Source organism: Bordetella sp. BOR01 (assembly GCF_019218885.1).
Lineage (GTDB): Bacteria > Pseudomonadota > Gammaproteobacteria > Burkholderiales > Burkholderiaceae_B > Bordetella_A.
Genome location: NZ_JAHUWT010000001.1, coordinates 782,874 through 799,028, shown reverse-complemented (window position 1 = coordinate 799,028; position 16,155 = coordinate 782,874). Strand labels below are relative to the sequence as shown.

Annotated in this window: 11 protein-coding genes; all 11 read right to left on the bottom strand. The window is 65.5% G+C overall.

Features of this window, described 5'->3' with window-relative positions; translation table 11 throughout:
* Positions 1-71: 71 nt before the first annotated feature.
* The 11 genes from KW845_RS03800 to KW845_RS03750 all read right to left on the bottom strand — a co-directional run bounded on the left by KW845_RS03800 (position 72) and on the right by KW845_RS03750 (position 16,107).
* Entirely contained in the window at positions 72-398 is a 327-nt protein-coding gene (locus KW845_RS03800; protein WP_255592362.1) for a DUF3325 domain-containing protein, read from the bottom strand.
* A complete protein-coding gene (locus KW845_RS03795; RefSeq protein ID WP_218367831.1) occupies positions 395-1,999 on the bottom strand; it encodes a PepSY domain-containing protein in 1,605 nt (534 codons plus the stop codon). Before KW845_RS03795 ends, KW845_RS03800 begins: the two co-directional genes overlap by 4 nt.
* Positions 1,996-2,301 carry a DUF3649 domain-containing protein gene (locus tag KW845_RS03790; protein ID WP_370628169.1) on the bottom strand — a complete coding sequence of 102 codons (306 nt, stop codon included), beginning with the start codon at positions 2,299-2,301 and terminating at the stop codon, positions 1,996-1,998. The genes KW845_RS03795 and KW845_RS03790 overlap by 4 nt, the downstream gene beginning before the upstream one ends.
* A gap of 93 nt (positions 2,302-2,394) precedes the next feature.
* Positions 2,395-4,875 (bottom strand): TonB-dependent siderophore receptor, encoded by a 2,481-nt coding sequence (locus KW845_RS03785; protein WP_218368607.1) that lies wholly within the window; start codon positions 4,873-4,875, stop codon positions 2,395-2,397.
* Between the two features lie 140 nt (positions 4,876-5,015).
* Entirely contained in the window at positions 5,016-5,978 is a 963-nt protein-coding gene (locus KW845_RS03780; RefSeq protein WP_218367830.1) for a DUF4880 domain-containing protein, read from the bottom strand.
* A gap of 4 nt (positions 5,979-5,982) precedes the next feature.
* The gene (locus KW845_RS03775) at positions 5,983-6,507 is read right to left on the bottom strand and encodes a sigma-70 family RNA polymerase sigma factor (protein WP_218367829.1); all 525 of its coding nucleotides are present in this window, start codon (positions 6,505-6,507) and stop codon (positions 5,983-5,985) included.
* A gap of 103 nt (positions 6,508-6,610) precedes the next feature.
* Entirely contained in the window at positions 6,611-7,702 is a 1,092-nt protein-coding gene (gene zapE / locus KW845_RS03770) for a cell division protein ZapE (protein WP_218367828.1), read from the bottom strand.
* 233 nt (positions 7,703-7,935) lie between these two features.
* Positions 7,936-9,363: a dihydrolipoyl dehydrogenase gene (lpdA, locus tag KW845_RS03765; protein ID WP_218367827.1), complete on the bottom strand. Its 1,428-nt coding sequence runs from the start codon at positions 9,361-9,363 to the stop codon at positions 7,936-7,938.
* A gap of 189 nt (positions 9,364-9,552) precedes the next feature.
* Positions 9,553-10,791: a 2-oxoglutarate dehydrogenase complex dihydrolipoyllysine-residue succinyltransferase gene (gene odhB, locus KW845_RS03760; protein WP_218367826.1), complete on the bottom strand. Its 1,239-nt coding sequence runs from the start codon at positions 10,789-10,791 to the stop codon at positions 9,553-9,555.
* A gap of 46 nt (positions 10,792-10,837) precedes the next feature.
* A complete protein-coding gene (locus tag KW845_RS03755; protein ID WP_218367825.1) occupies positions 10,838-13,708 on the bottom strand; it encodes a 2-oxoglutarate dehydrogenase E1 component in 2,871 nt (956 codons plus the stop codon).
* A 335-nt stretch (positions 13,709-14,043) separates the two neighbouring features.
* Complete coding sequence (locus KW845_RS03750; RefSeq protein WP_218367824.1) at positions 14,044-16,107, bottom strand: OPT family oligopeptide transporter; 2,064 nt, start codon at positions 16,105-16,107, stop codon at positions 14,044-14,046.
* Positions 16,108-16,155 lie beyond the last annotated feature (48 nt).

The following is a 16,155-nucleotide window of genomic DNA, read 5'->3' as shown; positions in this document are numbered from 1 at the left end:
ACAAAAAATAAGGCAGCAAATAGCGGCTGCCTTTATGGTGTCTGGCTGGTTGTTCTTCTGGCGGGCGGAGGTTACATCCAGGCCAGCACCGGCGCGGCTGCTGCGCACAGACCGCCGGTGGCCAGTGCGCAGCCGGGGCGGTAGCTGACGAACCAGATCAAGAGCAGGCCTGCCAGGGTCAGGATGCCTATCCATTCCACGGCGCCGTAGCGCCAGCCCCAGACGGCCGCGGATGCCCATAGCGAGAGGGCCAGCGCGGCCCAGCCCAAGGCTCGCAAGGGGGTGCGGTGGCGGCGTGGCAGCTCGCGATCGAACACGGCCTCGTAGTGGCGGTCCATGCCCAGGCACAGGGCGGCGAAGCCGGCATATGCCAGGCAGAAAGCGGCGATGCTCATCATGGGCTGACCTCGTTCAAGGCGACCTGCGAACGCGCTGGCTGGCGCGCGGGTTGCGTGCGCGGCTTGCGCGACTTGCGCGCCATCCAGGCCAGCAGCACACCCGAGGCCAAGGCGGTCAGGTCGAATCCGGCCATGACCCAGTCGCCCGCAGGCAGCGATACGCCCAGATGGCGGGTGGTAGTCATTGCGTTCAACACGGGCAAGGCCAGCGACAGGCCGGCAGCCAGCGACAACAGGTCGCGCCACATGCGCGTGCGGAACATGAAGGCATACAGGAACGTCAGGGCCCAGGCAATGAAGAACGCGCGGGTTTCCAGGGAAGCGCGTCCGGCCAGCTCGGCAGGCAGCAGCCGGTTGGCCCAGAAGAACACGGCCAGGGCCACGCACAGCCCGGCGATCGAACCCGCGTTCAGGGCGTCGACGAGGCGCAGCGAGAAGGCCTGCTGTGCGGCCGCGCCGGCCTTCTGGCGGCGCTTGGCCACCCAGAGCGCCAGGCCCGTACCCACCATGGCGGTACCTGCCAGGCTGACCACGAAATACAGCCAGCGCAGCAACGGTTCGGCAAACAGGCCCAGGTGCAGGCCGATAATGGTGCCGGCCGTCACCATGGCGGCACTGTCGGCATCATGGCGCGCCAGCAGCTTGCCGTCGATGCCGTCGAAACGCAGGCTGGGCGCCACGCGGCCATAAGTGATGCGTTCGCCGGCATCGCGGCCCACCGACACCACCGCACCGGCCTTGCCCGGATTGGCCACGACCAGGCGGCCGGCGCGGCCGCCCTGCCATTGCACCTGGGCGCGCTCTACCAACTGGCCCAGCGGCATCAGCGGGGCGGCTTCCTTGCCGGCCGGCGCGGGAGCGAAGGCCGGGAACATCTCGTTGGTGAAGGCGCGTGGATTGTCGTAGGCGGCCGAGATGCCGGCCGGCAGCAACATCGTCATGAAGATCACCAGGCCGCTGAACGTGATCATCAGGTGAAACGGCAGTCCCAGTACCGACAGGGCATTGTGGCCATCCATCCAGGCGCGCTGGCCGCCCTTGCCCGGCCGGAAGGTGAAGAAATCCGTGAAGATCTTCTTGTGGGTGATCACGCCGCTGATGATGGCGATCAGCATGAACATGCCGGCGATGCTGGCCAGCCAGCGCCCCCATGGGAAACCCATTTCCAGCTCGAAATGGAAGCGATACAGGAAATCGCCGCCGCGCGTCTCGCGCGCCTGCAACACCTGCCCCGTGTCGGGATCCAGTTTCACGCGCTTGAAACCCCGTTCGCCCGGCGCCGGCTTGGGCACCTGGTACAGCAGGCTCAGTTGCGGTTCGCGCGGCGACGGCAGGCTGACGAACCAGCGCGTGGCATCGGGCGCATGCTGTTCTAGGTAGCGCTGGGCAACGTCGGCCGCCTGCGCGGCTGGCATGGTCACCTGGCGCGACGGCATCTCGGGCTGCATCCAGTGCGTGATCTCGGGGCGGAAAAACGCCAGCGTGCCGGTCAGGAACATGGCGAACAGCACCCAGCCGAACACCAGCCCCGACCAGGTATGCAGCCAGGACATGGCCTGGCGCAGGCCCTCGCCCTGTTGCTGCGGCTTCGGCGGCTTCATGCCACCCCCACCGGCCGGCCCAGCCAGAACAACGCCCCCAGCACGGCCGTGGGCAGCAGCATGCCGGCCCAGGCCCGCCAGGCGGTACGGGTGGCGAACACCCAGGTGACACCGATGGCGTAGACCACGAAGGCCAGCAGCATGGCGGTGACGACGGCATCGGCCCGTGCCAGCGGCAGCCACACGGCCAGGCACGCGGCCGTGGCCGAGGCCAGCGCATAGCCGCCCAGCGTGGCCGCGGCCACTCGCGATGCCACCGTCCATCGATAATGCGCCAGGCCAGCGCCGGGGGTAGGTTTCACTGCAAGTCCTGCGAACAGATTAATTTGAGAATTATAATCATTCTTAATGAGATTGGCAGCCCTGCACGAAGGCGGGACTGCCAATCCAGGGCCTTACCAGCGGTACCGCACCGACGCCTTCACTGTGCGGTCGTATCCGTACCAGCACCAGTTTTCGTCGATGCAAGACGCCACATAGCGCTTGTCGAACAGGTTGGCCACGTTCAGGCTGACCTGCCAGCCCTTCAGGGCCGGCTGATGGCGGCCCAGGTCGTAGTCCAGGCCCAGGTCGAACAGCGTGGCGCCGGGTACCCGGAACGTATTGCCGGAGTCGCCCCAGGTCTCGCCCATGTAGCGCACGCCCGCCCCCACGCCCAGGCCGGCCATCGGCCCTTGCTGCAGTTCGTAGCGTATCCACGCCGACGCCTGGTGCTTGGGCACGGCCACCGGCTGGGTGCCCTTCATGCTGACGCCTGCCAAGTTGGGGTTGTCTTTGGTGTAGACGTTGTGCAGCCAGCTATACGAGGCAATCACGCTCAGGCCCTCGATGGGCTGGCTCTTGGCCTCGAGCTCCAGCCCGCGCGTGCGCACTTCGCCCGCCTGGATGTTGCAGCGGCCCGCGCCGCAGATATGCGTGGGATCGGGATCGGTGGTGGTCAGGTTCTTGCGGCGCAGGTCGAACAGCGCGGCGGTCAGCAGTGTGCGCGAGCCGGGCGGCTCGTACTTCACGCCCAGTTCGTACTGCTCGCCTTCCACCGGATCGAACGCCTGGTTGTCCCAGCCCGTGCCATTCTGCGGCTCGAACGATTCGGAATAGCTGAAGTACGGCGCCACGCCATTGTCGAACAGGTACAGCAGGCCGGCCCGCCCGGTGAAAGCCTGGGCCCGCTGCGGCGAATGGGTGCGCACGCCGTTGGTCAGGTTGGTGGTGTTGGACATGGTGCGCGCCCAGTCATAGCGCCCGCCCAGCAGCACCGACAACCGTCCCACCTTGATCTGGTCTTGCAGGTACAGGCCGGTCTGATATTGCGTCTGGTCCTGGTCGCTGGTGAACGGCGGCAGCACATAGCCCGCGTCGTAGTTCGGGTTCCAGGTGTCCAGGTTGAAATCGGCCACGCCCCAGCGCGAAGCCGACAGGGTGTCGGTATTGATGCGCTGGTAATCGAAGCCCAGCAGCATCGTGTGGGCAAATGCCCCGGTCTCGAAATCGGCCTGCAGGTTGTTGTCCACCGTCAGTGCATCGAATTTCACGTCGGTGCCGATCATGCCGCGCGACAGGTAGCGGTAGACGCCCGGGTCGGCCCAGGCACTGTTGTAGATGCTGCGATATTCCGCATCAGCGTGCGTATAGCGGAAATTCTGGCTTGCCTTGAAGGTGTCGTTGAAACGGTGCTCGAAGTCGTAGCCCAGCGAATAATGCTTGCGGTCGCTGCGCTCGAAGCCCTTGTCGCCGTCGTAGAAACTACGCGAAAAGCGGCTGCCGTCCGGCAGTTCGTACACCGTGCCCATGGCCGGCAACGAGCCGTAGGCGCCCATGTCCGGGTCGTGCTGGAAATGGGTCAGCACGGTCAGCCGCGTGTCGGTCGATGGCTGGTACGTAAACGACGGCGATACGTAATAGCGCCGCTCTTTGGTGTAGTGCTGCTGGCCGTCGGCCGTATACCCGGACCCCACCAGGCGGTAGAGAAGCTTGCCCTCTTCGTCCAGGCGGCCGCCCACGTCGACCATGCCGCGCAAGAGCGAATCGGTGCCGAACTCGACCCCGACCTCATTGACTTGCCCGTCAACCGGCCGCTTGCTGATCTGGTTGACCACGCCGCCCGGCCCGCCCTGGCCGTATATCACCGAAGACGGCCCTTTCAGCACGTCGACCCGTTCAAGGCGGTAGCCGTCGACCTGCGGCAAGGCGTCGCGACCGCCAAACACGCGCAGGCCGTCCAGGTAGGTGGTGGCGCCGAAGCCGCGGATGGTGAACTGATCCAGCCGCGTGGCCGTCGCGCCGCGCGTTTCAACGGCCACGCCCGGCGTATAGCGCAGTATCTGATTCAAGGTGGTCGCGCCTTGCTGCGCGATCTGGCGCTGCGTAATGACCGAGATCGACTGCGGCGTTTCCAGCAGCGGCGTGTCGGTCTTGGTACCCGACGCAGATACCAGCGACACCACGCCATAGGTCTGGCCTGTGCCGGTTTCGCTTTCGCCCTGTACCGTGACCGGCGCCAGGCTTACCATATCGCCCGTCGAGGCCGGTGCCCGCCTCAGCACCCAGCCGCCCGCCCCCGGCTGGGCTTGCAGGCCAGTGCCCTGCAAGATGGCGTTGAATCCCCCGCCCACCGAATAGCCGCCCTGCAGGCCCGCGGCCGTCTGGCCGGCCACCATGCGCGTATCGAAAGAAATCAGGACGCCGGCCTGCCGCGCAAAAGCGGTCAGCACCTCGCCGAGCGGCCCCGCCGGTACCGAATAGCTGCGAGCGGCCGCGGCTGCGGATTGCGCAAAGGCAGCCTGCGGCACAGTGGCCAAGCCGGCAGCGGCCAGAGCCAGGGCCAGGGCGGGCAGCGCGCCGCGATACTGGACACGCGCACTGCAGCTACGGCCCATGCTGCCGGCCAAGGCCGCTGGGAAAGAGGCGAGGAAAGACAAGACGAAGCTCCTGCAAGAATGGAAGGTTTGCATGAGCTATTCCGCACCGGCGCGCCAAACCTGCAGTCGCGCCCGCCACCAAATTGAAACAAATCAATTCATACCGGGACGGCCGCGCCGGCGCCGTCGGCGCTCTCGACCGTTACCCACCACCTGCCCCAGCGTGTCACCGTGATCGGCAGCGTTTGCTGCAGCATGGCCAGCGCCAGGTCGGTATCGTCCAGCGGGAACACCCCTGACACCGGCAAGCCGGCCGCATCCGGGCTGGCCGACAGTCTTCCCGGGCGATAGCGCGCCAGTTGCGCCAGCACGGCATCCAGACGGTCGCCGTTGGCAACCAGCAGGCCGTCGGTCCAGGCGCCCTCGCCCGGGTCGACCGGCCCCTCGCGCCAACTGCCGTCCTGGCGATACATGGCCGTGCCCGCGCTGAGCAGGCGCGACCCGCCGTCGCGCGCCATCACGCGCAGGCTGCCTTCATACACATCGACCCGCATGCCCGCCGCTACGCGCAACAGCGCAAAGCGTGCGTGCACCGCCTCGACCCGGCTATCGGCTGCCTGCACCACCAGTGGCGGCGCGCCGTCGGCATCCTGGATCAGGATGCCCATCTGGCCGCGCCACAAGGTCAGTTGCCGCTTGCTGGCGCCGATCTCGGCCGACACGGCGGTGTCGCTGGCCAGGTCCATGCGGATATCGCCGGGCAACAGCACGCGCCGGCGCTCGCCCACGCGCGTGCTGTAGTCGGAGAACAAGCGCTGCCAGGGCGTCAATTCGTGCACGGCGGCGGCACTGCCACCCAGCACCAGCGCGCCGGCCAAGCCCTTGAGCACGGTGCGCCGCTGGCGCGAGGCCGGCTGGCCCGCCAGGTGGGCATGCGCGAAATCGGAAGGAATGCCGCGCACCGCCTGGGCGAGCCCTTCCAGGCGCACCCAGGCCCGTTCATGGCGCGGATCGGCGGCACGCCAGCGCGTACAAGCCTGTACCGCCGCGGCCCCGCCTTCGCCCGATTGCAGCTTGACCCACCACGTGATCGCCTCGCGTGCCACCGAATCGTCGGGCATCGCTTCAGCTATCAAGGCAGGCATAGCAGGCCGTCAAGGCGCGGATCATGTATTGCTGCACGGAACTCACCGACACCCCCAATTGCAAGGCGATCTCGGCATAACCCAGGCCGTCGATCTGGGCCAGCAGGAAGGCGCGGCGCACATTGTCGGGCAAGCCCGCCAGCATGCGGTCCAGCGCGGCGATCTGCTGCACCATGACGGCGCGCTGCTCGGCCGATGGCGCCTGCGGCTCGGGCAGCACGGCCAGGTAATCCAGATAGGCTTGTTCGAGGCTGGCCCGGCGGTAGTGGTCCAGCAGCAGGCCATGGGCGATAGTGCGCAAGAAGGGCCGCGCCTGGGCGGCATGCACCTGCTTGCGCCCGGCGATGACCCGCACGAATACGTCCTGTGCAAGATCTTCGGCCCGGAAGGGGCTGCCCAGCCGGCCCCGCAGCCAACGAAACAGCCACGGCTGATGGTCGCGGTAGAGCACATCGACAGGCACCGGCGCGGACGCGGCGGGCCCGCACGGCGTAGAAGTCTTCACGGCAAGCGGGAGTTGGAGCGGGCGGAAAACAAGATAGTAATTGATAACTAATATTATTATCAATCGTAGGCATGGGCGCCCCGCCCGCTTTGCGGCGTACGCGCTACAAACCCACCGTCAAGCGGCGCTCGGACTCCAGGTATTCGCGCGACTGCATCTCCATGATGCGCGACACCGTACGGTGGAATTCGTTGGCCAGCGCGCCTTCGGTGTACAAGGCCTCGGGCTCGCATTCGGCCGACATGATCAGTTTGATCTTGTGGTCGTAGAACACGTCGATCAGCCAGGTGAAGCGGCGCGCCTCGGAAGCCTGGCGCGGCCCCATGCGCGGCACGTCGGACAAGATGACGGCGTGGAAGCGATTGGCCAGTTCCAGGTAGTCGTTCTGCGAACGCGGGCCGCCGCACAGCGTGGCGAAGTCGAACCACACGACCGAGCCCGCCAGGGCCCGCGCGTGGATCTCGCGGTGCTCGATATGCAGCACCGGATCTTGGGGCGGCGTATCGGCCAGGCGGTCGAAGGCGTCTTGCAAGGCAAGCTGCGCGTGCTCGTCCAGGGGCGAGTGATAGCACTGCACCTGTTCCAGCGAACGGCGACGGTAGTCGACGCCGGCATCCACGTTCAGGATATCCATGCGCTTCTGGATCAGTTGGATGGCTGGCATGATGCGGTCTCGATGCAAGCCATCGGGGTACAGGGTCGATGGCTCGTAGTTGGACGTCATCACGAACGAAGTGCCGTACTCGAACAGCTTGAGCAGCAAGCGGTACAGAATCATGGCGTCGGCCACGTCGGACACGTGGAATTCGTCGAAACAGATCAACCGGTAGCGCTTGGCGACGCGGCGCGCCACTTCGTCCAGCGGGTCCTGCATGCCTTTGACGCTTTCCAGTTCGCGATGCACCCCGCGCATGAACTCGTGGAAGTGCAGGCGCGTCTTGCGCACCACCGGCACGGTGGCGTAGAACGCGTCCATCAGGAAGCTCTTGCCGCGTCCCACCCCGCCCCACAGGTATACCCCGCACGGCACATCAGGCCGGTTCAGCAGCTTCTTCAGCGCATTCGAGCGCATGGCCTTGAAGCGCAGCCAGTCGTCGTAATAGGCCTGCAAGCGGTCGATGGCCTGCCTCTGCGCCGCATCGGGCTGATAGCCCCGTTCCGTCAGGGCTTGTTCGTAGTATTCGCGGACATTCATGTCGCAGCAGCAAACCTGAAAGAAGGCGGGGTGACCCGCCTGGTATGGCAATCAAGGACCAGGGCCAGGCATCAAGGCCTGGATCGCGTCAGAGGGTGCCCGACACCGCATGGTTGAGTCAGTCGCCGCACACGTCGGTGCCTGACACCCTCCGGGAATCAGGCACCTGGAGATGATCCCCGGGCAGGCCGCGTGGCGCCCAGTGAAACCCTGACGCCGCCACGCTGCGAGTATCAGAAATTCAGCGTGCGCTTGTCCACCGCCAGCGCCGCTTCCTTCACGGCCTCGGACAGGGTTGGGTGCGCATGGCAGATGCGCGCGATGTCTTCGGCCGCGCCACGGAATTCCATGATGGTGACGGCTTCGGAAATCAGCTCGGAAGCCATGGGGCCCACGATATGCACACCCAGCACTTCGTCGGTCTTGGCATCGGCGATGACCTTGGCGAAACCCGTGGTGTCGCCCAGCGCGCGCGCCCGGCCGTTGGCCATGAACGGGAAGCTGCCGGCCTTGTATTCACGGCCTTCTTTCTTCAGTTGCTGCTCGGTCTTGCCCACCCAGGCAATCTCGGGCGAGGTATAGATGACCCACGGCACCGTATCGAAGTTGACATGGCCGTGCTGGCCGGCAATACGCTCGGCCACCGCCACGCCTTCTTCCTCGGCCTTGTGAGCCAGCATCGGACCGCGCACTACGTCGCCCACCGCCCACACGTTGGGCAGGTTGGTCTTGCAGTCGCCGTCCACTTCGACAAAGCCGCGCTCGTCCAGCTTCAGGCCCACCGCGTCGGTGTTCAGGCCGCCGGTGTACGGCACACGGCCAATCGAGACGATCAGCTTGTCCACCACCAGCTTCTGCTCGCCGCCCTTGGCGTCGGTATAGGGCACGGTGACCGACTTGGCCGCAGCCTTGGTCTCGCCGATCTTCACGCCCATCTGGATGTCCAGCCCCTGCTTGGCAAAGGCCTTCAGGGCTTCCTTGGCCACTTGCTGGTCGGCTGCCGCCAGGAACTCCGGCATGGCTTCCAGGATGGTGACCTCGGCGCCCAGGCGGCGCCACACGCTGCCCATTTCCAGGCCGATGACGCCGGCGCCGATCACGCCCAACTTCTTGGGCACGGCGTCGATATTCAGCGCGCCGTCGTTGGACAGCACCACTTTCTCGTCGAACGGCAGGCCCGGCAGCTCACGGGCCGACGAACCGGTAGCCACGATCACGTGCTTGGCCACCACGTCTTCTTCGGCCGTGCCGCTGACCTTGATGGCGTAACCGCCATCGGCCTTGCCGGCAAAGGCGCCCTTGCCGTGGAAGAACGTGATCTTGTTCTTCTTGAACAGGTACAGGATGCCGTCGTTGTTCTGCTTGACCACCGTGTTCTTGCGGCCGATCAGCGTGTCCAGCTTCAGGCTGACGCCCTTGACTTCGATGCCGTGGTCGGCGAAGTGGTGGTTGACCTGTTCAAAGTGTTCAGACGACTGCAGCAGCGCCTTGGACGGGATGCAGCCCACGTTGGTGCAAGTACCGCCGGGGGCCGGGCCGCCCTGGCCGTTTTGCCACGCGTCGATGCAAGCCACCGACATACCCAGTTGCGCGGCGCGGATGGCGGCGATGTACCCGCCGGGGCCGGCACCGATGACGACGACGTCAAATTGTTTGGACATGATGATCTCGAAGATGGGGAGTTTGAACTAGCGCGAGCGCCGGGCCGCCCCGCCTGACAAGGTAGGCGAAGGGAAGTCTGGCCGCGACCGCGGCCAGACCGGCCGCCAGGGCCTGCCGCGCAACGGCCGGTGCGATCCGGCCTGCCGCGACAGAAGAATGCATTGCCCTTGCCCGAGCCGGACAGCCGATTACAGATCCAGCAGCAAACGCTGAGGATCTTCCAGCGCATCCTTCATTGCCACCAGCCCCAGCACCGCTTCGCGGCCGTCGATGATGCGATGGTCGTACGACAGCGCCAGGTAGTTCATCGGGCGAATGACGATCTGGCCATTCTCGACCACGGCCCGTTCCTTGGTGGCGTGCACGCCCAGGATGGCCGATTGCGGCGGGTTGATGATAGGGGTGGACAGCATCGAGCCGAACACGCCGCCATTCGAGATCGAGAACGTACCGCCGGTCATTTCTTCAATGCCCAGCTTGCCATCGGCCGCACGCTTGCCGAAATCGGCAATGGTCTTCTCGATTTCGGCGATCGAGAGCTGGTCGGCGTTGCGCAGGATCGGCACCACCAGGCCACGCGGGCTGCCCACCGCAATACCGATGTCGAAGTAGCCGTGGTAGATGACGTCCTTGCCGTCGATCGAGGCATTGATCAGCGGGAACTTCTTCAGCGCGGCCACCGCGGCCTTGACGAAGAAAGACATGAAGCCCAGCTTGATGCCGTGCTCTTTCTCGAACTTTTCTTTGTACTTGTTGCGCAGGTCGATGACGGCCTGCATATTGACCTCGTTGAACGTGGTCAGGATGGCGTTTTCCTGTTGCGACTGCAGCAGACGCTCGGCGATGCGGGCGCGCAAGCGGCTCATGGGTACGCGCTGTTCGGGGCGGCCGTCCAGCGACACCGAAGCGGGTGCGGCCGGTGCAGCGGCGGCCTTGGCCGGCGCTGCGCTGGCGGCCTGCGCATCGGCCTTGGTGACACGGCCGTCACGGCCGGTGCCCGCCACCGCAGCGGCATCCACGCCCTTCTCGGACAGGATCTTCGCCGCGGCCGGCGAAGCCACGCCCGCCGAGGCGGACGAAGCCGACGCAGGAGCGGCGGCGGCTTTCTCGGCGGCCTTTTCGGCCTTTTCGGCCTTGGGTGCTTCGGCCTTGGGCGCTTCGGCCGGCGCGGCCGCCTCAGCCTTGGCGGCCGTATCGATCTTGGCGATCAGTTGCCCCGAAGTGACCGTGCTGCCATCGCCTTCGACGATTTCAGCCAGCACGCCCGATGCGGGCGCCGGCACTTCCAGCACGACCTTGTCGGTTTCGATTTCGATCAGGATTTCGTCTGCTTCGACAGCAGCGCCCTTCTGCTTCTTCCAGGTCAGCAGGGTCGCTTCCGACACGGATTCGGACAATTGGGGGACAACGACGTCAGTAATAGCCATGGTAATTAGGTTCCGTTGAATAAGGGTTCGATGTCGGTAGCTGGGCTTACTTGGTCAGCATGAAGCCTTTGTACTTGGTGGCGAAAGCCTGTTCGATCAGGGCCTTCTGTTGCTCCTGGTGCTTGGCCAGGTAGCCCACCGCGGGCGACGCCGAAGCCTGGCGGCCCGCGTAGCCGAGCTTCTGGCCGTCGGCCATGTTTTCGTACAAGTGATGCTGAACATAGAACCACGGACCTTGGTTCTGCGGCTCGTCTTGCACCCAGACGACTTCAGTCGCCTTGCTGTACTTGCGCAGTTCGGTCTCGAACGATTTGTGGGCAAACGGGTAAAGCTGCTCGACGCGGACGATGGCCACGTCATTGGCCTCGCGCTCGCGGCGGGCGTGGATCAGGTCGTAATAGACCTTGCCCGAGCATGCCAGCACGCGCCTGACCTTGGCGGCGTCGATGGTGTCGTCGAGTTCGCCGATCACCGGGCGGAAGCTGCCGCCGGCCAGTTCGGTCAGGGGCGAACCCGCGTCCTTGTTGCGCAGCAACGATTTCGGCGTAAAGATGACCAGCGGCTTGCGGAACGGCCGGATCATCTGGCGGCGCAACAGGTGGAAGATCTGCGAAGCCGTGGTCGGCTGCACCACCTGGATGTTGTTGTCGGCGCACAGTTGCAGGAAGCGTTCGATGCGACCCGACGAGTGTTCCGGACCCTGCCCTTCGTAGCCGTGCGGCAGCATCAGGGTCAGGCCCGACTGACGGCCCCATTTGGCCTCGCCCGAGCTGATGAACTGGTCGATCACCACTTGGGCGCCGTTGACGAAGTCGCCGAACTGCGCTTCCCAGATGGTCAGCGTGTTGGGCTCGGCGCTGGAATAGCCGTATTCAAAGCCCAGCACCGCTTCTTCGGACAGCACCGAGTCGATCACCGTAAACGGCGCCTGGCCGTCGGACACATTCTGCAGCGGGATATAGGTACCGTCGTTCCAGCGCTCGCGGTTCTGGTCGTGCAGCACCGCATGGCGGTGCGTGAACGTGCCGCGGCCCGAGTCCTGGCCGGTGATGCGTATGGCATAGCCCGAAGCCAGCAGCGTAGCGAAGGCCAGGTGCTCGCCCATGCCCCAGTCCAGGTTCACTTCGCCCTTGGCCATGTTGCGGCGATCGTTCAGCAGCTTGTTGACCAGGGAGTGCACGGTAAAGCCCTCGGGCACCGTGGTGATGCGTTCGCCGATGCGCTTGAGCTCGGCCAGCGGCACGGCAGTATCGGCCTGGTCGGTCCATTTGGCGCCCATGAAGGGCGACCAGTCGATGGCGTACTTGCTCTTGTAGTCGGTCAGCACGGGCTCGATGGTGCGCTGGCCGTCTTCCATGAGCTGGCGATAGTCTTTCACCAGTTGGTCGCCTTCGCCCTCGGCCAGCACGCCTTGCGCGGTGAGCTTGTCGGCGTACAGCTTGCGCGTGCCGGGGTGATGGCCAATGCTCTTGTACATCAGCGGCTGCGTCAGCGACGGCGTGTCTTGCTCGTTGTGGCCCAGCTTGCGGAAGCAGACGATGTCCAGCACGACGTCATGGCCGAATTCCATGCGGTAGTCGAGCACCAGCTTGGTGGCGAACACCACGGCTTCGGGGTCGTCGCCATTGACGTGGAATACCGGGGCCTCGATCATCTTGACCACGTCGGTGCAATACAGCGTGGAACGCGAATCGCGCGGGTCGGACGTGGTGAAGCCGATCTGGTTGTTGATGACGATGTGCAGCGTGCCGCCCGTGCCGTAGCCACGGGTTTGCGCCAGGTTCAGGGTTTCCATGACCACGCCCTGGCCCGCAAAGGCGGCGTCGCCATGCACCAGCACCGGCAGTACTTGCTTGCCTTCGTGGTCGCCGCGGCGTTCCTGGCGCGCGCGAACGCTGCCTTCGACCACCGGGTTGACGATTTCCAGGTGCGACGGGTTGAACGCCAGCGACAGGTGCACGGGGCCGCCACGCGTGGAAATATCGCTGGAAAAGCCGTTGTGGTATTTCACGTCGCCGTCGGTCAGGCCTTCGGCGTGCTTGCCCTCGAACTCGGCGAACAGGTCACCGGGCATTTTGCCCATGATGTTCACCAGCAGGTTCAGGCGGCCGCGGTGGGCCATGCCGACCACGATTTCCTGCACGCCGGATTCGCCGGCGTGGTTCACCACTTCGTCCATCGAGGCGATGAAGCTTTCGCCGCCTTCCAGCGAAAAGCGCTTCTGGCCCACGTACTTGGTATGCAGGAAGCGTTCGAGGCCTTCGGATTCGGTCAGTTGCTGCAGGATGTGGCGCTTTTCCTCGGCGTTATAGGTCGCGGCGCCGAAGGTTTTTTCCAGGCGTTCCTGGATCCAGCGCTTGGCGGCCGGATCGGAAATATGCGTGAATTCGGCCCCGATGCTGCGGCAATAGGTATCGCGCGCCGCCTTCAGGATGTCGCGCAGCGTCATGGTGCTGGCGGTCGTGAAGTAGGTATTGGTGGCCGAATAGACCTGGTCCAGGTCGGCTTCGGTCAGGCCGTAGAACGAAGGATCCAGCTCGGGAATCGGTGGACGTTCCCGGCGCTTGAGCGGGTCCAGGTCGGCCCAGCGCGAACCCAGCGAACGGTAGGCGGCGATCAGCGATTGCACCGACACCTGCTTGCTGGCCATCGACATGTCGGCCGGTGCCGACTGCTGCACGAAACCGTTGGTGCGGGCACGCTGCGCGAACGACTCGACGATGGGGGCATGCGCCTGGTCGCGGGTGGCTTCCTGGCCGTCGGTGGCGGGCGCGTGCTGGAGCTGGTCGAAGTATTCGCGCCAGTTGTCGGGCACCGAGCCGGGATTGTCGAGATAGGACTCGTACAGTTCTTCGACGTAGGGGGCGTTACCGCCAAACAAATACGAGCTGGACAGAGATTCTGATTCGGAAGACATATATTGCTTCACCTTGACGAGTGCTTCACTCGATACGATGCAGGAAAACCTTCCGCGACACGGGCTTCCCGTTTAGCGGATAGCAGGGGCAGAAGGCACGTACAAGCCTCGAAAGCCGTATAACTCAAAAGTATAACCCTACCGATTTACACCTGTCTTGTTGCAGCCGGCGCCATGCCCCACCCGAAGGCATGGCGGCATTCCGCGGCATCATGGCCGCCGCAACATCCGCCATGATGCCTGCTACCGCCCGGGATTGTCGGGCATCGACGCAGCCGCGGGCACGCGCCCCTTGTGACGCGGAAACCACGGCCGCCCAACGCGGCGCCAGGCGGCTAGGGCCGGGCCAGGGCGGCGGCCAGCGTACGGCGGTAGAACGAGACCGCCACCAGCACGAACACCGCCAGCCCCAGCCACGAGGCCACGGTGGCGAAGCCCTCGCCCACCAACGCCAGCGGCGCCTCGCTGCCGGTAGCGCCGATCACGGCGGCCATCAGCACCCCCACCAGGCTTTCGCCCACGATCAGGCCCGAGGCCAGCAAGGTGCCGCGCCGATTGGGCAGTTCGGCATGTTTCTCGTAGGGTTGGCCGGCCTGGCCGGCGCGCCGGCGCAGGGTGCGTTCGATCAGCCAGGCCAGTACCGCCCCCACCACCAGCGGTGCGCTGACCGTGGGCGGCAGGTAGATGCCGATGCCCACCGCCAGGACGGGCATGCGGGCGACCGTGCAGGTGCGCTTGAGCACCTGGTCGACCATGATCAGGCCCAGTCCCACCACCATGCCGATCAGGATCATGGCCCAATTCAGTTGGTGCGTGAAAATGCCCTGCGCGATGGCCAGCATCAACGTGGCCTGCGGCGCCGACAGGGCGGCCCCGGGATCCATGCCCTGGCGCGGCAGCGCGTCGGCGAAGCCATAGGCGTTGTACAGCAGCTCGAGCACTGGCGAAATCACCGCCGCCCCGACCACGCAGCCGATCAGCAGCGCCACCTGCTGGCGCCAGGGGGTCGCCCCCACCAGCCAGCCGGTTTTCAGGTCTTGCAGGTTGTCATTGGAAATAGAGGCCACCGCCACGACGGCCGAGGTGGTGAAAATTGCCAGGGCGATGGCCATCTGGACGCCTTCCTGGGTGCCCAGCAGCCCGCCCGCGCTTTCCAGGCCCAGCATCAAGAGCGACACCAGCACGATGGCCACGATGCCCACGCCCGAGATCGGGCTGGTGGACGAGCCGACCAGTCCGGCCATGTAGCCGCAGGCCGCCGCCACCAGGAAGCCGAAAATGAAAGCGAACGCCACGGAATAGGTCACCAGCATGCCCACGCTGCCGGCCGTGACCGGTTCGGCACGCAGGAAAGAAGCAAAGGTGGCCACCAGGATGGCCACCAGCACCAGCGTCACCAGCGAAATCCAGCGCGCCGACAAATCTTGCTCGGTGCGCGGCGCCGCGCCCTGCGCGGCACGGCCGGCCCGGCCGAACGCCGAAAACGAGGTCTTGATGCCCCGCATCATGGGCATGAACAGCGTGGCCAGCGTCCAGATGGCGCCCACGCCGATCACGCCAGCCCCAATGAAGCGCACCTGCGAGCTCCAGAGCCCGGTGGCGTAGTCGGCCACCGATTGGCCCGCCGGCATACTGCCCAGGGCCGTCAGCACCGGCACCGCCACGCCCCAGGCGATCAGCAGGCCGGTCAGCATGGCCAGGCCGGCCACGATGCCGATCAGGTAGCCCGCGCCCATCAGCGCCAGCGAAAACCCCATGGGCAGGCGGAACACCGCCGCGCCGATCGTGGGCCACAGGCTGACCCCGTCGCCCAGGATACGCAGCCCGCTGGCCGCGAAGCTGACCACGGCGGCCACGCCCGCGCCGCTGACGATATCGGCCATGCCGGTGGGCGCCGGCTTGCCCGGCGCGGCGGACTGGGCCTGCCCATCGGAAGCCCCACCACTGCCCACGCGCAGGATCTCGGCCGCGGCCACGCCTTCCGGATAGGGCAGTTCGCTTTGCACCACCATGATGTGGCGCAGGGGGATCGTGAACATCACGCCCAGCATGCCGCCGGCCGCGCAGATGCCCAGCGTCTGCCAGAACGGAAAGCCCTGCCAGTGCCCCATCATGACCAGCGCCGGCAGTATGAAAATAATCGCCGACAAGGTGCCCGCGGCCGAGGCCTGCGTCTGCACCATGTTGTTTTCCAGGATATTGGCGTTATTGAACAGCCGCAGCACCGACATCGAGATCACCGCGGCCGGAATGGCCGACGAGAACGTCAGGCCGACTTTCAAGCCCAGGAAAACATTCGACGCCGTGAACACCACCGTGATCAGGGCGCCGATGATCACCCCGCGCACGGTCAGTTCGGGCAATGTGATCGAATCGGGAACGCGAGCGGGGTCGGTCATGGATTTGAGGGCTCCAGGGAGAATGATCCGGCGATTCTACGCCGCTCG